The sequence below is a fragment of the Micromonospora palythoicola genome (assembly GCF_036689795.1).
In the GTDB taxonomy this organism is placed as follows: domain Bacteria; phylum Actinomycetota; class Actinomycetes; order Mycobacteriales; family Micromonosporaceae; genus Micromonospora; species Micromonospora palythoicola.
Genome location: NZ_JBAGKI010000010.1, coordinates 83,125 through 109,872, shown reverse-complemented (window position 1 = coordinate 109,872; position 26,748 = coordinate 83,125). Strand labels below are relative to the sequence as shown.

Below are 26,748 nucleotides of genomic sequence, written 5' to 3'. Positions count from 1 at the left end.
GCCTTGGCGGCCACCGTGCCTTGCGCAAACACGCGGTGCTGGCCGGGTGGCGGTGGTGACCCGCATCGAGGGCCGGCTGCGTCCGAACTGGATCTTGCCGGGGATCACCCTGATCCGGCGGCGCTCCGCGCGGTTGCCAGTGTCGCATACGCCCCTGGCGCATCGGTGCCCGCCAAGGTTGCCAGCGTTACAGCTAGCGCAGCCGGCGGGCGGGGAAGCGCGGCGGCGGGTCGGCGATCGCGGCCTGGGCGGCGACCAGTTGGAGTTCCCGGGTGCCGGCCGCCAGGGTGGCCTCCAGCACCGCGAAGATCGAGGCGGTGGTGCGTTCCAGCGCGGTGGCCGGCGATCCGGTCGTGGACAGGTGCGCCAGGTACAGGGCGGCGGTGACGTCGCCGCCGCCGTTGGGGTTGATCGGCAGCAGCGGTGTGGTGACGGCCCAGGCACCCGCGTCCGAGACGGCCACCACCTCCAGCGAGCCGGCCGGCAGGTCGCCGTGCAGCACGCTGGTCACCAGGACGTGCCGGGGCCCGGTGGCGCGTACCGCGTCGACGGCGGCCAGCAGGTCGTCGAGCGTGTTCGTCGGGCGGCCGGCGAGGAACTCCAACTCGAACTGGTTGGGGGTGACGATGTCCGCGCGGGGCACCACCACGTCGCGCAGGTACTCCGGGATGCCGGGCCGGACGAACATGCCCCGGCCGACGTCACCCATCACCGGGTCGCAGCAGTAGAGGGCGTCCGGGTTGGCGGTCTTCACCAGGGTCACCGCGTCGAGGATCACCGCGCCCATCGCCGGATCCCCCTGGTAGCCCGAGAGCACCGCGTCGGCGTCGCCGAGCACCCCACGGTCGGCGATGCCGGCGATCACCTCGGCGACGTCGGTGGGGGCCAGCAGCGGTCCGCGCCACGCGCCGTAGCCGGTGTGGTTGGAGAAGTGCACGGTCAGCACCGGCCAGACCTCGTGGCCGAGCCGCTGCAACGGGAACACCGCGGCCGAGTTGCCGACGTGACCGTAGGCGACCGAGGACTGGATGGACAGGATCTTCACCGTCTCATCATGGCGGTCGGCGGCCTCCGATGGAGCCGGGCCCCCGCTACCCGCCGCGCCGACAGCCGGGCGACCGGGTGGCAGCTGACCCCGACCGGGCGCGCTGACACTCCGCTGCGGCACCCTGACCGACGTGGCCGCCCGGCCGCGCTCTCCGCTATCGCCCGTCGCGCAGGGTCAGCACGTACCTGGCGGTGGCCGCGACGGTGCGGTCCGCGTCCCCGGACAACTCGGTGAGGGCCCGGGTGGCGGTGGCCCCTGGAATGTCGGCGAGCGCCTGCGTCAATCGGCTGCGTGCCGGCGGCCCGACGCCGTCGGTGGCGAGGCGCTCGACGAGCCGGGCGGCGATCTGGTCCGCCAGCGCGGGCTCACCGGCCAGCGCGGTCAGGGCGTCGGCCGCGTCGGCCTCGTTGGTCTCCTCGACGACCATCTCGATCAGGGGCGGGATCGCCTCGGCCACGCCACGTGCCCCCAGCGCGAGGGCCGCGTACCTGCGGACGACGGCGTCGGGGTGGGCGAGGGCGTCCCGCAGCAGCACGGTCGCGGCACCGTCGGGGATCTCGGCGATGGACCGGACGGCGCGTTCGCGTACCTCGGCGTCGGGTGCGTCGAGGCCCGCCGCCAGCAGCGCCGCCGCATCGCCGGCCGACTGCGCCAGCGCCCAGCGCAGCGCACCGGCGACGTTGGGGTCCGACTCGCCCAGCACCGCCTGGACAAGTGCCTCCGCCGGCATCGCCGTGTCACCGGCCGAGGACAGGGCGGCGCGCTGACGGCGGCCGGCGTTCTCCGAGCCGAGCGCCTGGAGCAGGGCGACGACCTGGAGCACGTCCGCCCAGTCGGTGGGTTGCGCGGCCCCGATCCGACGCAGGCGGGTGAGCAGCTCCGTCTGCGCCGCGATCCGCTCCCGGGTCTGTTGGATCAGGTCCGCCACGAGCCGGGCGGGGGTGAAGGCGGGATCGTCGAGCGCCCGCCTCACCTCCCGCAGCGACAGCCCCAGCGACCGCAGGCTCTCGATGTGGAAGATCCTGCGGATGTCGTCGTTCGAGTACTCGCGGTAGCCGACCCCGCTGCGGCCCGTCGGCTCCACCAGGCCGAGCGACTCGTAGTGCCGGAGCATCCGGGCACTGACGCCGGAGCGTCGGGCCACCTCACCGATCAGCACCGCCGGTCACCGGATCCGGTCGTTCTCGCCGAGCGCCACCACGCGCTTCGCCTCCTCGATCGCGAACTCGAAGCCGGCGTCCGGGTCGTCGACCAGGCGTTGCGTGGCGATCGCGTGCTGCCGCACGCCGGGGTCGGGATGCGTCCCGGCCACGGCCAGGACCGGCGTGACCACCTCACCGAGCGCGATGAGTGCCCGGCTGAGGCTCAACCGCGTCTCCCGTCCGCCGCGCCCGAGCTGGGTCGCCAGCACCTCGGCCAGCGCCGGCCGGTCACCCTCGGGTGCCAGTACCACCGCCGCCCGCCAGGCGCTGCGGGCCACCTCGTCGTCGGCGTCGGTCAGCAGCGCTCGCGTGATCGCCGGCCACGCCCGCCGGTCCCCGATCTTGGACAGCGTGTGCAACGCCTGGCTGCGCGCCTGTGCGGTCTCCGAGCGCAGCTCCGCGACGAGCCCGGGGACGGTCAGTGCGGCCGGGTGCCGGGTGAGGGCCCAGGTGAGCATCTCGCGTACGGAGAAGTCGGGCTCGACCGCGCAGCGCTCCACCAGCTTGTCGATCAACTGCGGGTCGGGGGTCGTGCCGGCCGCCAGCGCGGCCCGCAGCCGCACCGACGCGTCGCCGTGTGCCAACCCACGCAGCATCCGTGCGGTCTGCGTGGCCTCCTGTGACGTGTTCATCCGGATCACCTCCTCGACACAGTGAAGACCTTGTCACTCTGTCAAGGTCAAGCCGTGGGTGCCGGCAGATCGCCGGGGCACCCACGGCTCGCCGGGGCGTCCGGTCAGCGCTTCGGTGCCTTGACCTTCTGCTTGTTGTGGTTGTTGCCCCGGCCGTCGGGCTTGTAGTTGCGCTCCACGTTGCCGGCCGCGTCGACGGAGAACCAGTGCACGGTGGTGCCGACGGGGATGGTCAGCGTCTCGCCGCCCTCCCGGATGCCGGCCGAGCCGTAGAGGGTGGCGGCGTAGGTGGGTCGGCTCCGGTCGAGGGTGTAGAACACGGCCGCCGGCTCGCTGGTGGAGAAGGTGACGTCGACCATGCCCGGGGTGGCGCTCGCCCGCACCGACAGCGAGCTTCTCGGCCGCTTGCGGTCGGTGTCGAAGTCCCGGGCCACCCGCAGCATCTCGGTCAGGCCGTTGGCGAACTCCATCGTCTCGGCGTGCGCCTCCTGCCAGTCCGGCTGGAACGAGGTGCCGACCTCGAAGTTCCAGGCGTAGATGCCGTACTTGTACCAGAGCATGTCTCCGGAGTTGCCGGCCGCCGAGTAGAGCACGTCGGCGATCGGGCCGGTCCGGGCCGGGGTGACGGCCAGGTTGCGGTGCCGCTTGATGGCGGTCAGGATCCGCGACGAGGCGCCCCAGAACAGCGACTCCTCGGCCAGCGTCGGCCGCGGTGCCGAGACTCGGCCGGGGACGGCGTACGAGCCGGGCGACCACATGAAGTAGTTGCCGGACGAGTGCAGGTTCATCGAGAACCTGATGTTCGGTCGGGCGGCCAGCCAGTCGACGTTGCGGTTCTCCGGCTCGGACAGCTCGCCCGGGCCGGCGTAGGTGCCGCTGGTGCAGTTGGTCGACGCGCCCGCGTACCCGTCGAACAGGCTGTACTCGGTGTAGTTGCGGTTGTTGTCCACGCCCCACGAGTTGCGGCCGAGGAAGTCCGCCGGCGCCTGCGGGGCGCAGTGGTTGGTCATGTTCTTGCGCTGGGAGTTGAAGTCGTAGAACGAGTAGTGCCCGCCGTCCGGGTTGATCGACGGAGCGATCCAGATGTCGAGGTTGTCGACCAGTTCGCGGGTCTTGCGGTCGTGCGCGTAGTTGCGCAGCAGCCGTTCGGCGGTCTCGATGGTGACCAGCGGCGGCACCCACTCCCGGGCGTGTTCCTGGGCGTACGCGAGCACCCCGAGGCGGGAGCCGTCGCGGTGCTTGCCGATGCGGATGGCGTACACCGGGTGCGGGTCGCGGGAGACCGACGCCGGCGCGGCGAGGCCGTCGGAGAGCGCGGTCCGCGCGGCAGGCGCGACCACGCCGGTGCCCGGGCTGCCCCGATAGGTGTACGCGGTCAGCAGCGTCCCCGCCTGCGCGTTGAGCGCGGCGACGACCTGCTCGGCGGTGCTGGTGACGGTGCCGCTGCCGTCGGTGGCGAGGTCGACGCGGACTGCGGTGCCGGTGACGGTCACCGCCAGGGGCGCGTCGGCGACGCCGGGATCGGCCAGTTCGACGGAGATGTCGTTGCCGCCCTGGTGACCCCAGGCCAGCGAGTCGACCGCGACCCGGCTGGCGTCGACGGTGCCGAGCACCGCCTGCGCCTTGCGCCGGTAGCCGTTGGTCCGGTGCGGCAGCTCGACGATCTCCGAGATCTTCGGGTACTGCGCGGACAGCGCCTTGATCCGGTCGTACAGCTCGGTGGGGGTCAGGTAGCTGGCCACGAAGTCCTTCATGTAGCCCGGCCCCTCCGGGTCCTTCGGCGGGACGGGCAGCCATTCGTTGACCTTGGCCACCGCCACGTCGCCGCTCGGACTGGTGATCCGCACGTACGCCGGACGGCTGGTCACCTGCGCCGCGCCCCGGTGGTAGAGGTAGACACCGGCGTCGACGAACCGGGAGATGGTCTGGGTGCCACCGGAGCCGATCCCGGTGCCCGGCCCGCTGTCCCGCTCGACGGTCAACGGGCTGGAGTCGGCCTGTCCCGACGCCCACTTCGCCTCGACCGAGAGCACCTGCGTGTCGCCGGAGGTGTAGTAGTCCGCCCGGATGATCCTGACGTCGGAGACGGTGGACCGGGCCGAGAAGTCGGCGGCGGCGGCGTACTCCTGGTTCTCGGCCAGGTGGGCGGCGATGGTCGCCTCCCGCTCGGCCACCCGCTGCGCCGCGTCCTGCGGGGTGTGCAGCACCGTGCCGAAGGTGAAGCCGGCCCGGGTCAGCGTCGCGACCTCGTTGCCGGTCACCACGGCGTGCACGACGATGCCGTCACCGGTGTGGGTGACGTGGTGGTCGAGGTCGACGCCGGTGGCCACCAGGGCGTCCAGCTCGGCGGTGTCGGCCAGGATCACCTCGACCACGCTGGCCCGCTCGTCGGCGAGCCGGCCGAGGTCGGCGGGCGCGGTCACCGGGGCGGCGGCCTGCGGCACGATCGCCGCAGCGGGACTGACCAGCAGCAGGACGGCCGCGAAGGCGGCCAGTGCGGTGGCGGCGGGCAGCTGGGGTCGCCAGCGGGAGCCCGTACGGACCTTGGACATGAGGCGGTCGCCCCTCTTCTCGGCGCGCGGCGCGGAGGCAGCGGGTTCAGCGCGGATCCACCGGGCCACCCCGCCTGCGGGACGGCCACGACGGCGCGCTCGGCGGTCGACGCTGCCCGCATCGCCGATTACGCAGCGCCGCGCATCCGGGTCGTAGGAGTGATCGAGATGCCGACATCCTTCGCCCGCAGATAGGGATCTGTCAATCACTGGCGGCCCCGCCCCCGGTGACCACGCCCACCTCGCCCGACCGTCGCGGAACTCGTGTTTGACCTGCGTGCAGACTGGAGATCAAGAGCGTGAGGCTCGACTACGAGGGGGATCACGCGTGTCCGAGAACGCCACCGACCGGCACCACCAGACCGCCGACCGTCCGGCCGGAGTCACCGACCCGCTGCTGTGGCGGCTCGCCCTGGACGTCGCCGACGCGCACGCACCCGGCGAGGACGGCGGCTGCACCCACCTGCTGTGCGCCGGTCAGAACTGGCCGTGCGAGCCGTGGCAGCAGGCTCAGCGGGCGCTCAATCTCGCCCAGGGCGGCGCGGCCGACGAGACGACAGCCCCTGCCACCACTCAGGACGACACCTGGGCAGCCCCGACCGCCCGCCCGACCTGGTCGACGGACCACGCCCGCCGCCAGTCCGCCGCCGCCTGAGCGAGCCGGCCCGGCCGAGGGCTGTCAATGTAACGTTGACAGGTGGTTGACCCGATCGATCAACTCGCCGACGTCCCGGCCACCCGGGACCGGATCGACGACACCGAACTCGATCTCATCGACCGGGCCCGGCAGGCCGGCGCCACCTGGAACCAGGTCGCCGGAGCACTCGGGCTGGGCAGTCGCCAGGCGGCCGAGCAGCGCCGCCAGCGCCTGGCCGTCGCGCGCGCGAGTCGCCGGAAGGAATCCGACAGACGCTGGCCGGCCGAGGTCGCCGCACTGCGCGGTCTCCTCACCGACCTGTGGCGCTGGATCGACGCCGACCGTCGCTGGGATACCCGCTTCCCCCGGGCCGCGCTGACCCGCCGGACCACGGTGCTCGCCTTGGAGGCCGAGCCGGGTGCCCTGTACGACCTGGCCGCCCGGATCAGCGCCGACCTGCCGGCCGCCGATCCCGGACTGCCCGCCCCGGTACGCGCCGTCGCCCGCCACCTCGCCGAGGCGCTGTCAACGAGACGTTGACACCTACCCGCAGCTATTGCCTCGACGCGACTCAAGACAGGACGCTGTGAGCCACTCTGACTCGATCCCGGAGGGCTCGTGCGGCGCAACGCGATCCTGTTCGTGGCGGTGTCCCTGCTGTCCGGCCTCGGCGGCAGCGCGATGGCCCTGGTCACCGGCATCTGGATCCTCGACCTCACCGGCTCGCCCGGCCTGGCCGCGCTCGCCGGCCTCTGCGCTTACGCACCCACCCTCGCCGGCCCGTGGCTCGGCGCTGTCGTCGACCGGCTGCCCCGACGCCCGCTCGTCGTCGCGGCCAACCTGACCCTCGCCGCCACCCTGCCCAGCCTGCTGGCGGTCCGCGGCCCCGGCCAGGTGTGGCTGCTGTTCTGCGTGGCCACGGTCTACGGCATCGCGTACGTCCTGATCGACGCGGGTGAGAGCGCTCTGCTGCCGGCGGCCCTGTCGCCGGTGCATCTCGGCCGGGTCAACGGGTGGCGCTCCAGCGCCCAGGAGGGCGTCAAGCTGGTCGCACCGTTGGCCGGTGCCGGCCTGTACACCTGGCAGGGCGGGCACCTGGTCGCCCTGCTCGCCGCCGTCCTGCCGGCCCTCGCCGCAGCCGGCTTCGCGGCGCTGCGCCTGACCCGCACGCCGCCGCCGGTCGCACCCCGGGACCGGGGAGTCCGAGTCGGCCTGGCCGTCCTGTTCGGCTCCCCGTCCATCCGACGACCGGTCGTGCTGGCCGGGGTCGCCATAGGCATGTCCGGCTTCGTCACCGCCGCCGGCTACGCCGTCGTCACCGACACGCTCGGCCTGCCGGCGACGTTCCTGGGCGTGCTGCTCAGCGCCCAGGGTGCCGGGTCGGTCGCCGGTGGACTGGTCGTCGGCCGGTTGATCGCCCGGTTCGACCCGACAGCGGTGGCCCTCGCCGGAGGCGGGCTCTTCGCGATCAGCTGCCTGGGCCGTTGCTCGCCGTGGTGGCCAGTGGTGGTCGCCGCGTCGGTGGTGACCGGTCTGGGACTGCCGTGGGCGCTCGTCGCGGCCGTCACCGCCGTCCAGACACACAGTCCCGACGCGCTGCTCGGCCGGATCGCCGCCACCGCCAACACGGTCATGTTCGGGTCGATCGCGGCGACGACACCGCTCGGCTCCGCCGCCGTGCTGATCGGCCCACGACCACCGCTGGTCCTCGCCGCCGCCGTCTGCCTGACCGCTTGCGCGCTGACCTGGCGACGTCGGCGCGAGCGGACATCGTCGCGCCGCTCCCCCCCATGTCGGCCGGTCGACGGGGCTGACGTGGCGAGCTGGAATGCCGGACGCCGTCAATGAGAGAAGGGCTCCGGACACCCGAACTCGGCAGCCGAGCCGCTGACCTCGACCATGACGCGGTCGGGCCGCACGGCCCCGGTCAGGCAGCCCACGTCCGCGAAACGCACCGCGTACCCGGCACCCGGGGGCGTTGTGATAGGCGCTGATCATTGGTATCCCGCACAGCCGAGATCATTGCGCCCGATGATGCGACCACGATCTTTCGCATCAAGCGCCGACAGTTTCGCTACTCGATGGCGACCCAGGCAGCATCGCGGGACCATTCGTCCTGACGAGGTCGTTCGATTCGCGGATTGCCGAATCGATCGCGATATGGTGCTTCGTCGCCGCCACGTGCGCCAACCTCGCCGCCCTGCGGGATAAGAAGAAGCACTGCCTCTACAAACGCTTCTGCGGCACCGCCAGGAACGGCCAGCCACCGCCCGGATTCCACGGCTTCGCCGTGTGTCGGGCCGCACGCCGCCGCGTGTCACGTAAATGGTGACATTGAGGTACAACATTGACGGCCATGCGTACTTGTATTCGCCGACCTCAATTCAGTACGTGCTTTCACGCCGCACTCCGTCTAACCTTGGGTGCACAGTCGGCTCACGCCGCGAGCCAATTCCCCTTTACGTCTGGAGTACGCATGTCCCAAGTCCGTTCCTCCCGCTTCATCCGCCTGTTGGCCGCCGGCGCCGCCGGCGCGGCCGCAGTGGCCGTGCTCCCCGCGGCCGGCGCCCAGGCAGGCACGGCCCCGTTCAGCGTGTCGGTCAAGGGCGGCTACAACAACACGGTCCCGCTCGGCACCGCCACCGGCACCCTGACCGGGGCGGCGGGAAGCGCCCAGGCGAGCTACTCGGTGACGCTGTGTGGACAGAGCACCTACCCGAGTTCGACCGTGACCATCAAGGGGGGAACCGCCACCGCCACCCACGTCGTCTACTACCAGAACTGCGAGACCTTCACCGGCGAGCTCGTCTCCAGCTACGCGTTCAGCAGGGCTGACGTCACCGTGTCCGGATCAACCTTCTACCCGGGCAACCAGTACACCACGTACTCGAAGACCAAGACGGTGTACTTCTGACCCAGCCCCGCAGCACCAACCCGAGTTGTGGCACTCGTCCCCTGACCAGCTCGACACGCGGTACCGCCTCGGACGGCCGTTGACCGGCGTCGGCCAGACGTAGCCGACGCCGGTCACCATTCGAACCGCGCACCCGTACGCTCGATCGCCAAGCGGAAGACCCTGTTACGGGCATCGGTCTTCAGGTCAACGCGGGCCACTTTCCACACCTCGAACGCGTTGGCGAAAAGTTCGCGCTGGCGCTCTTGACCTGGGGTGACAATAACAACTTCATGCTGTGAATGGTGACTGTGGACTCGACGAAGGGTGAGGCGTGACCACGATCCTGGTGCCCTACCACCAAGATGAGCGGCTGCTGGACGATGAGATCCCGGTGCCGGCAGACATCACCGTTCGGTCGCAGGTACTCGACGGGGACACCTGGAGGCGCCTGGCGGGCGTGTGCTCCGCCACCGCGGCGGCAGTGTCGCCGGTGGTGGCGGCGGGCCGCGTACCGGTGGTGGTCTCCGGCGACTGCATGGTCGCCGGCGGCACCGTCACCGGGGTGCAAGGAGCGGGAGTCGACCCGGCGGTTGTCTGGTTCGACGCCCACGGTGACGTGCACACCGTGCAGACGAGCACATCGGGCTATCTGGGAGGTCTCGCGCTGCGGCTACTGAACGGCGCGCATCCGGAGCGGTACGCCGACGTGATCGGGTTGCGGCCCGTACCGGCGGAGCGCACGGTGTTGGTCGACGCGCGGGACCTGGATCCCGCCGAAATCGACTATCTGGCTGGCAGCGCGACCCGCCGGATCCCGATCCCTGAGGTTTCCGCGGACACCGTGCCGTCCGGCCCGCTGGTCCTGCACGTCGACGTGGATGTCATCGACCCCGGCGAGGTACCCGGTCTACGTTTCCCGGCGCCGAACGGCCCGTCGGCGGATGCCGTCCTGGCCGCCTGCGCGCGACTGTTCGCGACCAACCGGGTGGTGGCGTTCGATGTGGCCTGCCCATGGTTGCGGACCGAGGACGAGGGCCAGCGGGCCATCCGTACGGGGCTGCTGTCCCGGCTGACGGCTCTCGCCACCCGCTGAGCCGCAGTCCAGGCCTGCGCGCTGGTCGACTGACGGCAGCTTGTCCGGCGGTGATCGGAGGCGCATCCGCGCCCGCTGCCGACGACCCGCCTGTCGCACCTCGGTGCTCGGCTGCGACGGCGTCACTCGGGAACGTCGCGAAGCCTCTTGACCAGGAACAGACAGCGGTCGGTCACCTCGTGTCGGGTTCCTCGCTCGTCGATGTGGTGGTAGCGGTCGAGGTAGCGGTAGCCGGTGTCCTGGTATCCGAGTCGAAGGTAGAGCGCACCCGCCCGGGAGTTGTCCTCGCCGACGCCCATTCCGATCCGGTGGTGACCGCGCCGCAACGCGATTGCCTCGGCGGCCCGGATGATCGTCGTTCCGACGCCCTGAGACCGATGTCCGGCAACGACGATCAAGCCGTTGATCTCCGGGCAGTCGGGGAAGCGGCCACGCACATCCGACTCTTTGGCTCCCTCCCACAAGATCTCGCCGCAGCCAGCCGGAACGTCATCGAGGTGGGCGATCAGAAAGGTGCTGGTGCCCTCGCTCTGACGGCGATAGCGGGCCTCGTGGTAGCGGTTCCGACCGGTGGGTGCGGACTCCTCCAGAGCGGCGACGTCCCGCTGTCGGCATTTCCGGACGACTATCCGCGAAGGTCCGTCACGCACAGCGGACACTGTAGTGACGGCGGCAAGCCCTGTCCCTGCGCCACGGCTGCTTTATCCAGACGCCCGCAGCTACATCGCCGATCGATCCCCGATAATGGCCGGTGTGGATGAGGTCACGGTCGTCGTCGCCCACAGCGAGCGCGCGACCCTGCGGGTCGGTGAGCTGTTCCTGAAGGTCGACAGTGACCGGGCGCGCATCGATGTCGAGGTCGAGGCGATGCGGCTGGCGCCCGTTCCGACTCCCGAGGTCCGGTGGTGCAAGCCGCCCGTCCTCGCGATCGCCGCCGTGCCCGGCCAGGCTCTCGGTCGTCTCGGCGAGCCCTCGCCCGCGTCACCGGCGGCGTGGGCCGCGGCGGGCGCGGTGATCCGGGAGCTGCACGACACGCCACCACCGCCGTGGGTTGGCAGGAAGCTCGTCGGCCTCGACGCGGAACTCGAACGCGAATGCGCCTGGCTCGTCGACAGCGGCGCCCTGCCGGCGGATCTGGTCGACCGCAATCGCGAGATCGCCGAGGCCGCGATCCGGCCGTGGACGCCGGTGTTCATGCACGGCGACCTGCAGATCACCCACATCTTCACCGACGGCGACGAGGTCACCGGCGTGATCGACTGGTCCGAGGCGGCACCCGGCGACGCGCTGTACGACCTGGCCGTCCTGACCCTCGGGCACGAGGAGCGACTCGACGATCTCCTGGCCGGTTACGGTACCGACGTCGACCGGGACGTGATTCGCGCGTGGTGGTCGCTGCGCAGCCTGCTGGCGTCCCGCTGGCTGATCGAACACGGCTTCGACCCGTCCGCACGAGGCTGCGAGTTCGACGTGCTCAGATCGCGGATGTGAGGCTCACTGTGGCGTGGCCGGGGCCTCCTCGGCGTTCCGCTCCGGGCAGCACACGGTCAGGGCGGCGGGCACGGCGCGTACCTTCAGTTTCCGGGCCGTGCTGCGGGCACCGCCGTCCAACTCGTACGTCTTGGGGTCGGCGAAGCGGACCTTGACCTTGCGGCCCCGGGTGATCCGCACGAACTTGGAATCCTCGGAGCGGCCGGTGGCCATCTTGCCGAGGGTACGGGCCCAGTCGACGGCGCCGCTGGCGGTGGAGACCCCGATCTCCAGCGAACCGCTGTCGGGGCGGGCGTCGTCGAAGGCGGGGATGCCGCCGGTGATGGTGCCGACGTTGCCGAACAGCACGCAACTGGCCTCACCGTCGAACCACAGGGCTCCGTCGACGATGATCCGGGTCCGGGTCAGCTCGCCACGCACGTGGCGCAGCCCGGTCCACACGTAGGCGAGCCGGCCGAGGCGCCCCTTCATCTCCCGGTCGGCCTCGCGGATGAGGTCGCCGTCGAAGCCGGCACCGGCCATCACCGCGAAGTGCTCGCCGTTGAGCTTGCCCAGGTCGAGCCGACGCCGCCGCCCGTGCAGACCGATCCGGACCGCCTCGCGCAGATCCTCGGGAACGCCCAGGTTGGTGGCGAACAGGTTGGCGGTGCCGGCCGGCAGGATCGCCATCGGTACGCGGGACCCGGCGAGAGTGTCGGCGCAACGTTGGACCATGCCGTCGCCGCCCCAGACGAAGACCAGTTCGGCACCCTTGTCGAGCGCCTTGCGGACCTTCTTCGGTGCCTTACGGCTCTTGGGCACCTCGTACCAGAGCAGCTGCTCGACACCCGCGCCGACCAGGGCGGCGCGCAGCTCGTCCAGGCCCCCACCGAGGTTCTTCTTCCGGTGGGCCACCACCGCGACGGTGCCCACCGCCACGGCCGGCGCAGGCCGGTCCGGATCCACCAGCACACTCGCACTCATGCCGGCCACTGGTACCCGGCGGCCCGCGATTTCACGCCTGGTCAGGTGTTGGCGGGGCGGTACTCCACGCCGTCCGCGAGGGGCATCAGGACCGCGGCACGCCGCTCGTCGCCGCTGATGTCGCGGTCCTCATCGATCTCGAAACCGATGAGCGCGCGCTGGAACGGCACCTCGTCGTACACGGCGATCGCGATGTCGGCCAGCCACCGGTCGAGCGCGCTACGCCACGTCAACGATTCCACGCCACTGACGTCGTCGAAGGGGTAGCCGCCGATCCGGCCATCGAGGCGGGACAACGCGCCCAGTGGCAGGTAAAGCTCCAAGGTGTCCAGGCCCTCGTACCGGGACAGGAACCCACCGCAGACGACGCGGGCGCCCGAGGGCAGCGTCAGCGTCCCGAGTAAGTGACCATGCGTTTGGAGGGCGGCCACGCCAAGCTCGACCACCACCAACCCGGCCCCCTCGGCCTGACGAACATGGCAGCCTCGGACCCCGGCGGCACGCCACAGGGACCGTAGGGCCCGGTCGACGTTGTCATCGTCAGATGCGCCGAGGACCAGGCAGAGTTCGTAGAAGCCACCCGTCCAGTTCTGCTCGTCGTCCATGTCGTCCGCGATCGTCACCGCATCACGATCCCTGACTCGGCCGCGGACGTCATCCTCGTTACTCAGCCGCACGGGTCGCGGCCATTTCGCGCACTCGCCTGAACTGTTGCGCAAGGTCCGCACGCAACCGTCAAGGCTCCCGCGGGTGTCCACTCGGACGACGTGCGATACCTTGCCACCGGTGGCGAGGCGAAGGTACGTGGCGAGGGGCGTTGATGGCGGCTACCGGATCTGGGACAACCGAGGTCGCCGGTGGTGGGGCGATCTTTATGAACTCTGCCCAGACGAGTTGCTCAACGAGCTGAACGGCGCCCGTGACTACGCCAAGATTACGGCGCTGCTCCGGAAGTACCGAGCACAGAAGCGGTAACGCAGTACATCAGGCCGCCGCGTTCGGTGCGGCAGGAGCGATATCCCAACCGCTTCGATTACTGCTGGTCGCGGACAATCCGTATCGCTACGGTTCTGTGGCATGCCCGACGCCATCTTTGCCCACCCGCGCCTCGCGCCTGTCTACGACGCGTTCGATGGCGACCGCGTAGACCTCGACGCATATCTTCGCATCGCCGACGAGTTCGACGCCCGACACGTGCTCGATGTCGGATGCGGCACCGGATCCCTGGCCATCCTGCTGGCGAGAAGCGGACGACAGGTGACCGGCGTCGATCCCGCCGCCGCCTCCCTCGAGGTGGCGGCATCCAAACCCGGCGCCGCAGCGGTCACCTGGCTCCACGGGAATGCCACGACGCTCCCCGGGCTGTCAGCTGACATCGCGGTCATGACCGGCAACGTGGCTCAAGTCTTCCTTGACGACGATGACTGGAGCGCGACACTGCAGGGCATCCGTGGTGCGCTACGCGACGGCGGCCACCTCGTGTTCGAGACGAGACGCCCGCAGCGCCGCGCCTGGGAGGAATGGGTCCTCGACACCGATCCCGTCACCCGAAACCTTCCTGGCATCGGTGAGGTCGAACGGCGCATGGAAGTCACCAGGGTGGCGCTGCCATACGTCTCCTTCCGGTACACGTACACCTTCGCCTCCGACGGCTTCTCGGTGGAATCCGACTCCACCCTCAGGTTCCGCAGTCGAGCAGAGGTCGAGCAGACCCTGGTGACCAGTGGTTTCACCACCATCGACGTCCGCGAGGCCGCGGACCGCCCTGGGCGGGAGTACGTGTTCGTGGCGCGACGAACGCACTGACCGCACCAACACTGAACTTCTCGGGCGTGTCCTCGCGCCTGCCCATGGGCAGCGGCTGCGCTCCGTGACGCCCGGTCCGCGGCTAAATCCCGACGCCTGATCTTGGCGAGTCCTGTGGCCGGCAGGGAGGCAGCCCTCGATGGCTCAGCACGGCGACCTCGCGTTCTCAGGTCATCAGCCGATCGGATGGCCGACGGCGATGATCGGCTGTTTCCATGGGCGATGGACACCCTGCGACGTCTAGGAAGGAGGCATGACCAACGAGCGGACCGTTCCCCTGCTGCCGTGCGCGTCCATCGACGACATCGAGGCCTTCTACGGAGTTCTCGGTTTCCGCACCACGTACAAGCAGCGCAAGCCCAACGCGTGTGTGGGGGTGCAGCGGGAAGACCTGCAGCTGCAGTTCTTCGAGATCGCCGGGTTCGACCCGGAGCAGTCCTACGGCTCCTGTCTCGTCCTCACCGCGGACATCGAGGGACTGCACGGGGCGTTCGCCGCTGGGATGCGCGCCGCGTACGGCAAGGTCCTGGTCTCCGGAACGCCGCGGATGACCCGGCCCCGGGCGCGGAAGAACGCCGACGGGTTGGGCGGGTTCAGCGTCATCGACCCGGGCGGCAACTGGATCCGCGTCTACCGGGACGCCGCCACCGCGCCGATACCGGCCGCCACGCCGGCCGGGCGGCTGGCCAAGGCCCTGGCGAATGCTGTCGTGCAGGCCGATTCCAGAGGAAACGTCGGACAGGCCGTACGGATCCTCGACAGCGCGTTGGTCCGACCACAAGCCGACGACGACCCGGTCGAGCAGGTGGAGGTCCTGGTCTACCGCGCCGAACTCGCGATGGTGCTGCACGACCCCAACACTGCGGCCGAGATGCTGACCCGCGCAAAGTCCGTCACGCTCACTGAGGACGAATCCGAAAGGGCGGCACCCGCGTTCGACAACGCCGCCGACCTCGCCGCGGCACTGCGGTGACTCGGAACGCCGACGCCACCCATCTCGGCCGAAGCAGAACGAGGTGGTGATCCGGCGCGACGGGTGCCGGCGGCTGCGGCCGAGCACCGGACTGCCTACCACCGGCCGGCGTGGCGCGGCTGGCCACCATCGCCGGCCTCACCCGCTGAGCCGCCGCCCCGACCGACGCCGAGACCCGACGCCGCCCCGCGTCTCGACGGCATGTTGTGGGCCTTGCCGACTGCGCGCCGAGCCGGCCCGCTGACGGGATCGAGTGGGCTCCGACGTCACCCGATCCCGACAGCGGGCCGCGACTACAGGGTGCGGGCGAGACGGTCGGCGAGGATCCGGGCGAACCGCGCCGGGTCGGCCAGGTCGCCGCCCTCGGCGAGCAGCGCGGTGCCGTAGAGCAGCTCGGCGGTCTCCGCCAGGGCGTCGCCGGTGGCGCCCTGCTCGTGTGCCTTGCGCAGGCCGGTGACGAGTGGGTGGGTCGGGTTGATCTCCAGGATCCGCTTGACCTTCGGCACCTCCTGCCCCATCGCCCGGTACATCTTCTCCAGGGTGGGCGTGAGGTCGTGCGCGTCGCCGACCACACAGGCCGGCGAGGTGGTCAGCCGCGACGACAGGCGGACCTCCTTGACGTTGTCCGCCAGCACGGTGCTCATCCAGCTGAGCAGGTCGGCGTACTCGGTACGCTGCCGCTCCCGTTCGGCCTCGGCCTCGGTACGCTCCTGCTCGGTGTCCAGGTCGACCTGCCCCTTGGCGACCGAGCGCAGCGTCTTGCCCGCGTAGCTGCCGACCCGCTCCACCCAGACCTCGTCGACCGGGTCGGTGAGCAGCAGCACCTCGTAGCCCTTGGCGCGGAACGCCTCCATGTGCGGGGAGTTCTCGATGGTGGCCCGGTTCTCGCCGGTGGCGTAGTAGATGTCCTGCTGGCCCTCGCGCATCCGCTCGAGGTAACCGGCCAGGTCCGTCGGCTCGGCCGGGTCGTTGGTGGAGGCCACCGAGATGATCTCCAGCAGGGTGTCCTGGTTGTCGGTGTCCTCCAGCAGACCTTCCTTGACCACCGGCCCGAACTCGGTCCAGAAGGTGCGGTAGCGCTCCGGCTGGTCGGTCTTGAGGTCCTTGACCGTGGCGAGGATCTTCTTGACCAGGCGACGGCGGACGGCGCGGATCTGCCGGTCCTGCTGGAGGATCTCCCGGGAGATGTTCAGCGACAGGTCGTGGGCGTCCACCACACCCTTGACGAACCGCAGGTAGTTGGGCATCAGCGCGTCGCAGTCGTCCATGATGAACACGCGCTTGACGTAGAGCTGCACCCCCCGGCGGCCCTGAGGGGAGAACAGGTCCAGCGGCGCGTGGGTGGGGATGAACAGCAGCGCCTCGTACTCGAAGGTCCCCTCCCCCCGCATGTGGATGGTCTCCAGCGGGTCCGCCCAGTCGTGGCTGACGTGCTTGTAGAACTCGTGGTACTCAGTGGGCTCGACCTCGCCGCGCGGGCGGGCCCACAGTGCCTTCATCGAGTTGAGGGTCACCGTCTCGGTGGTGGCGGGGGCGTCGTCGGAACCGGGCCGCTCGACGGTCATCCGGATCGGATGGGCGATGAAGTCGGAGTAACGCTTGACGATCTCCCGGATCCTCCACTCGGCCGTGTAGTCGTGCAGGTTGTCCTCGGCGTCGGCGGGCTTGAGGTGCAGGGTCACCGCCGTGCCCTGTGGGGCGTCGTCCAGCTCGGTGATGGTGTAGGTGCCCTCGCCGGTGGACTCCCAGCGGGTACCACCGCTCTCCCCGGCCCGCCGGGTGACCAGCTCGACCCGCTCGGCCACCATGAACGCGGCGTAGAAGCCGACGCCGAACTGGCCGATCAGCTCCTGCGAGGCGCCCGCGTCCTTGGCCTCCCGCAGCTGCCGCAGCAGTTCCGCGGTGCCGGACTTGGCGATGGTGCCGATGACGGAGACCACCTCGTCGCGGCTCATGCCGATGCCGTTGTCCCGCACGGTGAGGGTGCGGGCGTCCCGGTCGACCTCGATGGCGATGTGCAGGTCGCCGGCGTCGACGGCGAGATCCTTGTCGACCATCGACGCCAGGCGCAGCTTGTCCAGCGCGTCTGACGCGTTCGAGATCAACTCGCGGAGGAAGACGTCCTTGTTCGAGTAGATCGAGTGGACCATCAGCCGGAGCAGCTGACGCGCTTCGGCCTGGAACTCCAACGTCTCGGCCCGGTCGTTCACACCAAGTCCTTTCCGGTCGTCGGCACGACGGTTCGCGGAAAGGATACGAGTCGTCGCGCTGCGCGCGCGTCGGGTGGTCCGGTCCTCGTCACCGAGGATTGATCAACACGGCGTAGTCGGCCGCGGTGAGCGGTCCCGACGACAGCGAGCCGTCCGCCCGGGGGACGCTCAGCGGCGCGCCGCCCTCCAGGAACAGCACCGCCGTGACATCGGTGCGGGCGGTGAGTGTGCAGACGATCTGACCGTACGCCAGCCGGCCGTCACTGCGTCCGGTGTCCACCGCCGTCAGCCCGACGGTGACCCGGGCCAACCCGTCGACCAGCTCGACCACCGCGCTGGTGAAGGCTCCCGGCAGGGCACTGGTCAGCCCGTCGTCGCGCTCGGCGGGGGTCGGCCCGGCCAGCAGGGCCCGCAGCTGCGCGTCGAGCGCGGGCACCTGGTCGGCCCGGCGGATCACCGGCACCAGGCGTTCGTCGCGGGCGAAGTAGAGCACCTCGGTCACCGCGCCGGTCTCCGCCGCCGTCGGCGCGGCCGAGGCGGTCGCCGGGAAGGGAACCGGCGGTGGGGTGACCGCGCGGGGTCGATCCTCGGCGGGCACCCCGCACGCGCCGAGCAGGGCGAACATGGTGACGAGCGCCGCGACCCCGACCGTCCGCGCGGCCTGGCCGGTGCCGGGGCGGGTCATGACAGGCTCCCCGGCAGGGTGACCCGGAACCGGGCGCCGCCCTCCGGGCGGTCGCTGACCGAGGCGTCTCCGCCGTGCGCGGCGGCGTGCTGGGCCACCAGGGCCAGCCCCAGCCCGGTGCCGTCGCCGCCGCCCCGGTAGTTGGCCGCCCGGCCCCGGACGAAGCGGTCGAAGATCGCCTCGCGGTCCTCCATCGGCACTCCCGGGCCCTCGTCGTCGACCTCGATCACGCCCGTGTCCCCGTCGTGGGACAGCCGCACCGCGACCGGTCCCGCACCGTACCGCTCGGCGTTGTCCAGCAGGTTCGCCAGCACCTGGGCGACCCGGCGACGGTCCACCCGCCACCCGGCTGGCGTCCCCGCCGCCAGCTGCACCATCGACTCCGGCAGGTCCCGGTCCCGGCACGCCTGCCGGGCCAGCTCGGGCAGGTCCACCGACTCCCGGTGCACCGGTTGGTCACCACGGGCCAGGTCCAGCAGGTCGTTCACCAGTTGCTGAAAGCGGTCGATCTCGTCGGCGACGAGCCGGGCCGCGGTGGCGGTCCGCTCGTCCTGGTTCTCCCGGCGCCGGGACAGCACACTCGCGGCTGCGGCGAGGGTCTGCAACGGCGACCGCAGTTCGTGACTGACGTCGGCGGCGAAGCGCCGGTCCCGGTCGATCCGCCCGGCCAGCTCGTCCACCATCCGGTTGAAGGAGGTGGAGAGACGGGTCAGGTCGGGATCGGTGTCGGGGGCGAGCCGGGTGGTGAAGTCGCCGGCCGCGATCCGCTCGGCCGCGTCGGCGACGGCGGTCAGCGGACGCAGCCCGTGCCGGGTGGCGTACCAGCCGAGGGCCGCCCCGGACCCGGCGATCATGATCGCGACCGCGGTGAGCGCCAGCGCCAGCACCTGGAAGGTCTGTTCCAGTTCCCGCAGCGAGGCGATCTCGTAGAAGGCGGTCGACTCGGACAGCGGCACGCCGACCAGCATCACCGGACTGTCGTTGACGCGGACCCGCTGCACCGCCGGCTCCCCCGCCGCGACCAGCTCCTGGAGCCGGGTCGGCACGATCGTGGTGAGCCCGTTGTCGGCGCTGCGGGCGTACCACTCGCCGTCGAGCAGCACCAGGGGTCGCCGGCCGGTGCCGGTGTCCAACGCCCGCAACGCCTCCGCGACGTCCGGGTTGTCGGTGTCGAGCCCGGCGCGGACCACCGCCGCGTCGTAGTAGGCCGCCCGCAGCACCGTGCGTTCCCGCTCGTCGAGCAGGGTACGGCGGGTCAGCTCGTACGACACCAGGGCCATCGAGGCGGACAACAGCAACGCACCGATCGCGAACGCGGCGGTGACCCGGGCACGCAGTCCGAGGCGTCTCATCGTTGCAGTTTGTAACCCAGCCCGCGCAGCGTCACCAGGTGCCGGGGGTTGGCCGGATCGGCTTCGATCTTCTGGCGCAGCCGACCGACGTGCACGTCGACAAGCCGTTCGTCGCCGCTGTCGTACCCCCAGACCCGGCTGAGCAGCTGCTGCCGGGAGAGCACCCGCCCGGCGTGTTCGGCCAGCTCGCACAGCAGCCGGAACTCGGTCCGGGTGACCGCGACCGGCTCACCGGCGCGGCGCACCTCCCCCGCCTCGGGGCTCACCTCCAGGTCACCGAAGGCGAGCACCGGCACGGGCTGCGGGCCGTCCGAGGCGGTCACCGTACGTCCGCGCCGGCGCAGCGCGCGCAGCCGAGCGGTCAGTTCCTTGATCGCCACCGGCTTGACCACGTAGTCGTCGGCGCCGGCCTCGAGGGCGGCGACGATGTCGTGGGTGTCGTCGCGGGCGCTGACCACGACGATCGGTACGTCGTCGTCGCGGCGCAACTGGCGGATGCCCTCGAAGCCGTCGATGCCGGGCAGCATCAGGTCGACCAGGACGTAGTCGGCGGGATCCCGGCGCTGCGTGCGCAGCCCCTCCTCGGCGGTGGCCGCTCCCCGGGCCTCGTAGCCCTCGTCCTCCAGAGCGAGCAGCAACGCCAACCGGATCCGGTCGTCGTCCTCGATCACCAGTACCGCTGTCATACCGGAATCATCCCCAAGCCCTGACCGCCGGGCCAACCACGATCGACAACAGGGGGTTTTGTCACGCAACTGTCATCCGTCCGCGCGGTGCCCGCCAACCCCGCTGGGCAGGGTGAGAGCCACTCGGAGACCGCAGGAGAGGGGGCCTTGGCCGTGACCGCACCACGACGCCCCGAGTGCTCGGTGCCGCTGGTGGAGGTGTCCATCACCGAGTTCGATCTGAGCTGCCTGCCGGAGACCGGCGCGGTCCTCGATCAACTCCTGGCCCTGCGGCCCGGTCAGGTCGTGATCGACCTGGCGGGTTGCCGGCACATCGACGCCGCCGCCATCGGTCTGCTGCTCGACGTGCACCGACGGATGGTCCGTGCCGGCGGTGTGCTGGCCGTACGCAACCCGAACCCGCGCATCACCCGCATCCTGCAGACCGCCCGGCTGGACCAGATCCTGCCGGTGCACACCGACGCCGGAGCCGCCTCGACCCCGGTCGCCGAGGCGATCACCGCCGCGCCGGGTGTCCCGACGGCCGACGCGACACCGGCACCGGCACCGGCACCGGGGGGTACGGTCCCGCGCGCTGCCGCGTACGGCCGCGCCGCCGTCACGGTACGCACCTGACACACCGCAGCCGACGCATCTGACCGCGAGCACGAGGAGCAGCATGACCAGCGCCGGGATCGTCACGGCCCTCGCCGTCGGCCTCGCCGTCGGCGCGCTCGGCCGACTGGTCCTGCCCGGCCGCCCGGGTGCGCCGCTGTGGCTCACCATGACCATCGGCGCCGTCGCCTCGTTGCTCGGTGCCATCACCGCCTGGCTCGCCGGCGTTCAGGGGTTCAGCATCCTGGGTCTGGTCGTGCAGGCCGGGCTGGCCGCGGTCGCGGTGGTGATCGTGGTCGCCACCACCGGCAAGGAACGCTCCGACTCCCTGTGAGGAGTCCGTACGGCGAGGGTGTCTCACCCGCCCCCGCCCCGAGTCCCGTACCGCGGCCGACCGGCCGCGGTACCGGAGAGGAAGCAGGATGACCGTCGTACCGGACGACAACCTGATGACCCTGATCTGCGACGTCTGTGGTGACACCACCACCGGCACCGCCTGCGTGCTGCCCGACGCCGAGGTCGTCTGGACGCTGGTCTCCGACCACGGGTGGAGCGGGTCACCGTTCGCCACCGGCCCGCACCGCTGCCCCCGGTGCAGCGCGTTGCCGCCGGGCAGCCCCCTCGGTGACGGCGACCGCGCTGGATCGGGCGTCGCCGAGGCGGCGGTGGTGCCCGCCGACGGCGGCGGAGACCAGGACACCGGTGACGCGCTGCGGGCCGCGCTGCGCGGCGCGTTCGACGTGGCCGGGACGGTGGTGGTGGACCTGACCCACGTGCAGGTCATCGACTCGCTCGGGCTGGGCATGCTCGTCCGGTCGCACCGCGACGTACGCGAGCGCGGCGGGCGGCTCTGCCTCGCCGCGCCGTCAAGGTTCATCCGCACCGTGCTGCACACGATGAAGCTCGACGGGGTCTTCCCGATCTTCGACAGCCTCGACGCCGCCCTCGATCAACTGCGGATCGCGGCGTCGCAGGACGCCGTCCCGGTCGGTGTCTCGCCGGTGGACGTGACACCGTCCGACCTACCGCGGCCCGCCGCCGAGGTGCCGTCGGTGTCCACGGCCCGCCGCCGGGCGGCCAGCCGAGTCACCGTCTGACCTGGACCGGCCCTCGGTCGCGCGGTTCACCCGGCAGTGCGGGCGTCCCTCACTCCACCACCGAGTCCGCCCACTGCCGCCACCAGGCTCCGTCGGTGAGCTCACCAGCGGCGCCCAGTACCGCCACCAGCGCGTCGGTGGTGCCGTCGGTGTGACCGGGCCGCAGGTCGGCCAGCATCCGCTCCAGTTCCTGCTGTCGGGCGCGCATGCCCAGGCCGACAAGTTCCTTGCCGGCGACGGTCAGCCCGACCCAGGCAGCCCGGCGGTCGGCCACCCGCTCGTGCCGGGCCACCAACCCCTTGCGGACCAGTCGGTCGCACATCCGGGTGGCGGTCGACGACTGCACGCCGAGCAGCTTCGCCAGGTCGATCACCCGCTGCGGGCCGGGCACCAGCACCACGAGCGTCCGGAACTGCTGGAGCGTCACGTCGGCGTCGATGCGCGCCAGCGTCCGCATGGCGACGGCCACCATGACCCGGCTCAGCGAGACGAGGGCGCCGACGAACTCGTCGGCCGGCTCACCGCGCACCTCGTCCGTCAACGCCATCGGGTCGGACTGGATGGTCATGTCCTCCATGCTGGCACAACACGGACGGGATCGGGCCGACCGGTCCACATGGGGCACATCCGCAGCACCGACGGTGAGCGAGGGGATCGATCCGGGACGGTCGGCGCGTACCGGGTCGCGGTCGCGTACCGGTGGCTGGACACCGATTCGGGAAAGGAGCAGCTCACGCCCGATCCGGCCCGAGTCCAACCTCGATCTAAAGGCGACGGGCGGCGGGCATCGTTCCCGAGACTAGCATTTCCGTGCGGCCCGGAGCGTTACGGATAGATTGCCAGCAATTGACGATACATATGCTCGGTTAATTGCTGGGTTCGGTTCGGCCGCTGCGCCCTGCCGGCTTGGCGGGGGCGGCGGCACCACTTGGTGCGACCCGACGACACGGTGCGCGTCTCCCGCGACCAACGAAACGCCACACCGGCATTGAGCTGCTGAAACGCGACGACTATCGGCCAATGGGGCGGCACCGGTCCACCAGTTGATCACTTAGGGTGAGCCTAACACCTCGCAGGGCGATCATGCAACGCTCGTCGGCTGATTGACTGATCAGAGCCCACCAAACCGGTCGCAAACAGGGTGAGCCTCCCGGAGGCAGCAATCCATAACCACTTACCAAAATGAGTCATATGATTGACGGTTGTCACCCGGGAAACACCCTTGTAGATTTCGGTGGTCGCCAATTCGCCGACGTTCTTCTCGTCTCGGGACAGCTCGGAGGTCGGTCATCCATGTCCGAATCCCGCACTGCCGACACAGCACCCGCGAAACGCCGCGGCACGCTCGGCTTCCTGCTCGGCGTGGCGTTGGTGACGGCCGGCGTGCTTTTTCAACTGCCCGACGTGAAGATGATGGTCGACCATGCCCGGATGGGGTCGGCCGAGCCCGGCATGGACGGCATGGACGACATGGAGAGCATGCCGGGCATGGAGGGGATGAGCCCCGGCGAGCCGATGGACATGTGGACGCCGACGATGATCCTCGGCATGCTGCTGCTCGTCGTCGGCCTGGTGGTGGCCGGGCGGGCGCTGTTCGCGGGGGTCCGACGACCGGACTCCGCGAGCGTCACCGTGGAGTCGATCGAGCACGGGCGGCTGCGACCCGCGTACTGGATCACCTGCGCGGTGCTGACCATCGCCCTGGTGGTCGACATCATGAAGCCGCTGACCCTCGGCTTCGTCATGCCCGGCATGAGCGACGAGTACGGCATGTCCCTCGAATCGGTCTCGATCCTGCCCCTGGTGGCACTCACCGGCACCGCGGTCGGGTCGGTCGTCTGGGGCCTGCTCGGCGACCGGTACGGTCGACGGACCGCCCTGCTCCTGGCCACCCTGCTGTTCATCGCGACCTCGGCGTGCGGGGCCATGCCCACCTTCGAGTGGAACCTCGTCATGTGCTTCACGATGGGCACCTCCGCCGGTGGCCTGTTGCCCCTGGTGTTCACGCTGATCGCCGAGCTGACCCCACGTCGGCACCGCGGCTGGGTGGCGGTGACCGTCGGTGGGATCGGTGGTCTGGGCGGATATCTGGCGGCCAGCGAGGCGGCACGCCACCTGGAGCCGGCGCTGACCTGGCGCGCACTCTGGTTGATCGGGCTGCCCTCCGGGCTGCTGCTGTTGCTGATGGCGCCGTTGATCCCCGAGTCGCCGCTGTACCTGCTGCGCGCCGGGCGACGCACCGAGGCGGAGGCGGTGCTCCGCCGCTACGGGTCCCATCTGGGTGCCACGCCACCGGTCGCCGACACCGCCGCCGCGACGCGCCCCGGCGTGGGGGCGATGCTGCGGGCGTATCCGGTGGTGACATCGGTGATCGGCGTGGTCGGTGTCGTCTGGGGCCTGGTGAACTTCGGCTTCCTGGTGATGCTGCCCGCCCAGCTGCGCGAGGCGGGCCTGGCCGGTGGTGTCGCGAGCGGGCTGCTGGCCGACTCGGCGCTCTACTCCACCCCGGCCCTGGCGCTGGTCGTGCTGCTCTACGCGGCCTGGAGCGGCCGCCGCGCGCTGGCACTGTTCATCGCGATAACCGCGGTCGGGCTCGGCGGAGTGGCCCTCTGGACCACCGACAGCGGCGGGACGGTGCTGCTGCTGGCCTCCATCGGCCTGCTGGTGCTGTCGTTGTCCGCGGTCAACGCGATGCTGCTGCCGTACAGCGCCGAGATCTACCCGACCGCGATGCGGGCCACCGGCTCCGGCTTCGCCGGCGCGGCCACGAAGGTCGGTGGCATCCTCGGACCGTCCACCATGCTGCTGATTCTCTCCCTCGGCGGCGGGCTCGTCGCGCCGGCCATCGCGCTGGGTGTGCTGTGCCTGGCCGCCACCGCCCTGCTGCTGGTGTTCGGACCGGAGCTGGGCGCCTCGGTCGGGCCGCTCGCGCGTCGCGGCGTCGGCACCGGGCCGGTGGACCGGACCGGGGCCGCGCCAGCCACCGGCCCCACCGGCACCGAAAGCCCGGCGCCGGTGGCGTGGCCGGCGACCGGCAACGGTGTGCCGGCGATCCGGCCGGCAGCCTCCGACGACGACGATCCGCAGGATGCCCGTACCGCCGCGACACCCACCCGCACGTAGTTGCGCAACCACTGTCGGCACGGAAGCCTCTACCACGGCAACGGGCGTGACAACAAAAAGGAGCGAGGAGTGTCGATGGCCACTGAGGACGAAGGTCGACCACGCGGCGCCCGGCTGGTGCTGCTCATCCTCCTGGTGGCGCAGATCATGGCGACGATGGACAACTCCATCGTCGCCGTGGCCACCAAGACCATCAAGGATGACCTGAACACCTCCGGCGCCGTTCTGCAACTGATCCTGTCCGGATACACGCTCATGTTCGCGGTGCTCGTGGTCACCGGCGCGCGCCTCGGCGGCGACGTGGGGCACCGGCGGCTGTTCATGATCGGGCTGGCCGGTTTCACCGCCAGCTCCCTGCTCTGCGGGATCGCCCCGACCGCGGGCACCCTGGTGGCCGCCCGCCTGCTGCAGGGCGCGTTCGGGGCCATGATGGTGCCGCAGGTGCTCTCGGTGATCCAGCTCGTCTTCACCGGCTCGGCCCGGGCCCGCGCCATCGGGCTCTACTCGATGGTCCTGGCGCTCGGCGTGGCCGCCGGTCAGATCGCCGGCGGCGTGATCGTCAGCGCCGACGTGCTGGGCAGCGGCTGGCGAGCCGCGTTCCTGGTGAACGTGCCGATCGGGTTGGCCCTGCTGGCGGCGGCACCGCGTTACCTGCCCGGGCACACGCCCAGCTCGCGGTTCCGGCCCGACATCGTCGGCATCCTGCTGCTCGCCGTCTCGATGGGTGCGGTGGTCGCACCGCTGGTCTTCGGCCGGGAACAGGGCTGGCCCGCGTGGGCACTGGCCAGCATCGCCGCCGGCACGGCCGGGCTCGTCCTGTTCGTCCGGTACGAGCTGCGGCTGGGCGCCCGGGGCGGACAACCCGTGCTGGAGATCGACGCGCTGCGACCCCGAGGAGTCAAGTCGGGACTGCTGGCCTGCTGCATCCTCAACTTCGCCTTCGCCGGGGTGCTGTTTCCGCTCACCCTGCACGTGCAGAACGGGCTGGGCTACACGCCGTTGCAGGCCGGGCTGATGTTCATCCCGTACCCCGTGGGTTTCGCGGCCGTCAGCCTCACCTGGACACGGCTGCCGAAACGCTTCCACCGCCCGCTACCGGTCGCCGGCCTGCTGGTGTTCGCCCTGGCCCTGGCCGCACTCGCGGTCGTGGTGGCCGGCGGCTGGCCGATCGTGGTGGTGTCGGCGCTGCTGCTGCTCGCCGGTGCGGGGATGGCGGCCGGTTTCAGCACGCTCGTGGAGCAGACGGCCGCGACCGTGGGTCCCCGCTACGCCGCCGCCCTGTCGGCCCTGGTGTCGACCGGAACGCTGCTGGCCAGCGTGGTGAGCGTGGTCGTCGTCGGCGGGGTCTACCTGGCGACCGCCGAGAACGACCCGAGCCGTTCCGCGCTCGGGCTCAGCCGTAGCCTCTGGGTCGACGCCGGTCTGCTGATGCTGGGATTCCTGCTCGCCTACCGGACCTGGCGGCTGTCCACCCGGGTGTCGGCCGAGACGACGCCGAGCAGCGACGCCGTCGAGCAGGTCGAGGCCGTGGCGGCGCCGGGCAACGCACCCCCCGGTGAGGTCGAGGTCGAACCGGCAGCGGACCCCGTCGAGGAGGCGTCCACGCCGACCGGAGCGCGCCCCGCCCCGAGGTGACCCGGGGCCGCCGCCGGTGACGATGCTCGTCCGGGGCCCGCCCAGCCGATGGTCTGGGCGGGCCCCGACGCCG

The 26,748-nt window shown here is 71.1% G+C and carries 25 protein-coding genes and 1 pseudogene; 14 read left to right on the top strand and 12 right to left on the bottom strand.

The window, feature by feature from the left end; translation table 11 throughout:
* Positions 1-193: 193 nt before the first annotated feature.
* From pdxY to V5O40_RS07075, 4 genes are all read right to left on the bottom strand, one after another.
* Positions 194-1,045, bottom strand: a complete 852-nt coding sequence (gene pdxY / locus V5O40_RS07090; RefSeq protein ID WP_332904720.1) for a pyridoxal kinase PdxY — start codon at positions 1,043-1,045, stop codon at positions 194-196.
* A 157-nt stretch (positions 1,046-1,202) separates the two neighbouring features.
* On the bottom strand, positions 1,203-2,207 hold the full coding sequence (locus V5O40_RS07085) for a MerR family transcriptional regulator (RefSeq protein ID WP_332904719.1): 1,005 nt from the start codon (positions 2,205-2,207) through the stop codon (positions 1,203-1,205).
* 6 nt (positions 2,208-2,213) lie between these two features.
* A complete protein-coding gene (locus V5O40_RS07080; protein ID WP_332904718.1) occupies positions 2,214-2,882 on the bottom strand; it encodes a HEAT repeat domain-containing protein in 669 nt (222 codons plus the stop codon).
* Positions 2,883-2,986: 104 nt separating this feature from the next.
* Positions 2,987-5,434 (bottom strand): M14 family metallopeptidase, encoded by a 2,448-nt coding sequence (locus tag V5O40_RS07075; protein ID WP_332904717.1) that lies wholly within the window; start codon positions 5,432-5,434, stop codon positions 2,987-2,989.
* Between the two features lie 328 nt (positions 5,435-5,762).
* Between V5O40_RS07075 and V5O40_RS07070 the strand changes: the two genes are divergently transcribed.
* From V5O40_RS07070 to V5O40_RS07050, 5 genes are all read left to right on the top strand, one after another.
* The gene (locus V5O40_RS07070) at positions 5,763-6,089 is read left to right on the top strand and encodes a hypothetical protein (RefSeq protein ID WP_332904716.1); all 327 of its coding nucleotides are present in this window, start codon (positions 5,763-5,765) and stop codon (positions 6,087-6,089) included.
* A gap of 42 nt (positions 6,090-6,131) precedes the next feature.
* Entirely contained in the window at positions 6,132-6,611 is a 480-nt protein-coding gene (locus V5O40_RS07065; protein ID WP_332904715.1) for a hypothetical protein, read from the top strand.
* A gap of 78 nt (positions 6,612-6,689) precedes the next feature.
* On the top strand, positions 6,690-7,919 hold the full coding sequence (locus V5O40_RS07060) for an MFS transporter (protein WP_332904714.1): 1,230 nt from the start codon (positions 6,690-6,692) through the stop codon (positions 7,917-7,919).
* Positions 7,920-8,547: 628 nt separating this feature from the next.
* A complete protein-coding gene (locus V5O40_RS07055; RefSeq protein ID WP_332904713.1) occupies positions 8,548-8,985 on the top strand; it encodes a hypothetical protein in 438 nt (145 codons plus the stop codon).
* A 313-nt stretch (positions 8,986-9,298) separates the two neighbouring features.
* Positions 9,299-10,060, top strand: a complete 762-nt coding sequence (locus V5O40_RS07050; RefSeq protein WP_332904712.1) for an arginase family protein — start codon at positions 9,299-9,301, stop codon at positions 10,058-10,060.
* A 122-nt stretch (positions 10,061-10,182) separates the two neighbouring features.
* On the opposite strand, the gene V5O40_RS07045 is transcribed toward V5O40_RS07050, so the two are convergent.
* Complete coding sequence (locus V5O40_RS07045) at positions 10,183-10,710, bottom strand: GNAT family N-acetyltransferase (RefSeq protein ID WP_332904711.1); 528 nt, start codon at positions 10,708-10,710, stop codon at positions 10,183-10,185.
* A 94-nt stretch (positions 10,711-10,804) separates the two neighbouring features.
* Between V5O40_RS07045 and V5O40_RS07040 the strand changes: the two genes are divergently transcribed.
* Positions 10,805-11,551: a phosphotransferase family protein gene (locus tag V5O40_RS07040; protein ID WP_332904710.1), complete on the top strand. Its 747-nt coding sequence runs from the start codon at positions 10,805-10,807 to the stop codon at positions 11,549-11,551.
* Positions 11,552-11,554: 3 nt separating this feature from the next.
* On the opposite strand, the gene V5O40_RS07035 is transcribed toward V5O40_RS07040, so the two are convergent.
* Both V5O40_RS07035 and V5O40_RS07030 read right to left on the bottom strand, forming a co-directional pair.
* Entirely contained in the window at positions 11,555-12,514 is a 960-nt protein-coding gene (locus V5O40_RS07035; protein ID WP_332904709.1) for a diacylglycerol/lipid kinase family protein, read from the bottom strand.
* Positions 12,515-12,555: 41 nt separating this feature from the next.
* The gene (locus V5O40_RS07030) at positions 12,556-13,137 is read right to left on the bottom strand and encodes a hypothetical protein (protein ID WP_332904708.1); all 582 of its coding nucleotides are present in this window, start codon (positions 13,135-13,137) and stop codon (positions 12,556-12,558) included.
* Positions 13,138-13,300: 163 nt separating this feature from the next.
* Between V5O40_RS07030 and V5O40_RS07025 the strand changes: the two genes are divergently transcribed.
* The 3 genes from V5O40_RS07025 to V5O40_RS07015 all read left to right on the top strand — a co-directional run bounded on the left by V5O40_RS07025 (position 13,301) and on the right by V5O40_RS07015 (position 15,293).
* Positions 13,301-13,489 carry a hypothetical protein gene (locus tag V5O40_RS07025; protein ID WP_332904707.1) on the top strand — a complete coding sequence of 63 codons (189 nt, stop codon included), beginning with the start codon at positions 13,301-13,303 and terminating at the stop codon, positions 13,487-13,489.
* 102 nt (positions 13,490-13,591) lie between these two features.
* Positions 13,592-14,320 (top strand): class I SAM-dependent methyltransferase, encoded by a 729-nt coding sequence (locus V5O40_RS07020; protein ID WP_332904706.1) that lies wholly within the window; start codon positions 13,592-13,594, stop codon positions 14,318-14,320.
* A gap of 253 nt (positions 14,321-14,573) precedes the next feature.
* Positions 14,574-15,293: a VOC family protein gene (locus V5O40_RS07015; RefSeq protein ID WP_332904705.1), complete on the top strand. Its 720-nt coding sequence runs from the start codon at positions 14,574-14,576 to the stop codon at positions 15,291-15,293.
* Between the two features lie 293 nt (positions 15,294-15,586).
* Here the strand turns inward: V5O40_RS07015 and htpG are convergent, their stop codons facing one another.
* From htpG to V5O40_RS06995, 4 genes are all read right to left on the bottom strand, one after another.
* Positions 15,587-17,443, bottom strand: coding sequence for a molecular chaperone HtpG (gene htpG / locus V5O40_RS07010; RefSeq protein WP_408631836.1), 1,857 nt, complete (start codon positions 17,441-17,443; stop codon positions 15,587-15,589).
* A 148-nt stretch (positions 17,444-17,591) separates the two neighbouring features.
* Positions 17,592-18,188, bottom strand: a complete 597-nt coding sequence (locus V5O40_RS07005) for a GerMN domain-containing protein (RefSeq protein WP_408631834.1) — start codon at positions 18,186-18,188, stop codon at positions 17,592-17,594.
* Complete coding sequence (locus tag V5O40_RS07000; RefSeq protein WP_332904703.1) at positions 18,185-19,540, bottom strand: HAMP domain-containing sensor histidine kinase; 1,356 nt, start codon at positions 19,538-19,540, stop codon at positions 18,185-18,187. Before V5O40_RS07000 ends, V5O40_RS07005 begins: the two co-directional genes overlap by 4 nt.
* On the bottom strand, positions 19,537-20,226 hold the full coding sequence (locus V5O40_RS06995; protein WP_269741554.1) for a response regulator transcription factor: 690 nt from the start codon (positions 20,224-20,226) through the stop codon (positions 19,537-19,539). Before V5O40_RS06995 ends, V5O40_RS07000 begins: the two co-directional genes overlap by 4 nt.
* Positions 20,227-20,379: 153 nt before the next feature.
* Here V5O40_RS06995 and V5O40_RS06990 point away from each other — a divergent pair, with 153 nt between their 5' ends.
* The 3 genes and pseudogenes from V5O40_RS06990 to V5O40_RS06980 form a co-directional block, all read left to right on the top strand.
* Positions 20,380-20,841 (top strand): STAS domain-containing protein, encoded by a 462-nt coding sequence (locus V5O40_RS06990; protein ID WP_332904702.1) that lies wholly within the window; start codon positions 20,380-20,382, stop codon positions 20,839-20,841.
* A 43-nt stretch (positions 20,842-20,884) separates the two neighbouring features.
* Positions 20,885-21,154 carry a GlsB/YeaQ/YmgE family stress response membrane protein gene (locus V5O40_RS06985; protein ID WP_164446898.1) on the top strand — a complete coding sequence of 90 codons (270 nt, stop codon included), beginning with the start codon at positions 20,885-20,887 and terminating at the stop codon, positions 21,152-21,154.
* Between the two features lie 88 nt (positions 21,155-21,242).
* Positions 21,243-21,782, top strand: a pseudogene (locus tag V5O40_RS06980) (STAS domain-containing protein); the annotation flags it as partial.
* A 184-nt stretch (positions 21,783-21,966) separates the two neighbouring features.
* On the opposite strand, the gene V5O40_RS06975 reads toward V5O40_RS06980, so the two are convergent.
* On the bottom strand, positions 21,967-22,485 hold the full coding sequence (locus V5O40_RS06975; protein WP_332904700.1) for a MarR family winged helix-turn-helix transcriptional regulator: 519 nt from the start codon (positions 22,483-22,485) through the stop codon (positions 21,967-21,969).
* 725 nt (positions 22,486-23,210) lie between these two features.
* Here V5O40_RS06975 and V5O40_RS06970 point away from each other — a divergent pair.
* Together V5O40_RS06970 and V5O40_RS06965 are read left to right on the top strand one after the other, a co-directional pair.
* On the top strand, positions 23,211-25,040 hold the full coding sequence (locus tag V5O40_RS06970; protein ID WP_332904699.1) for an MFS transporter: 1,830 nt from the start codon (positions 23,211-23,213) through the stop codon (positions 25,038-25,040).
* A gap of 75 nt (positions 25,041-25,115) precedes the next feature.
* Positions 25,116-26,675 (top strand): MFS transporter, encoded by a 1,560-nt coding sequence (locus V5O40_RS06965; RefSeq protein ID WP_332904698.1) that lies wholly within the window; start codon positions 25,116-25,118, stop codon positions 26,673-26,675.
* Positions 26,676-26,748 lie beyond the last annotated feature (73 nt).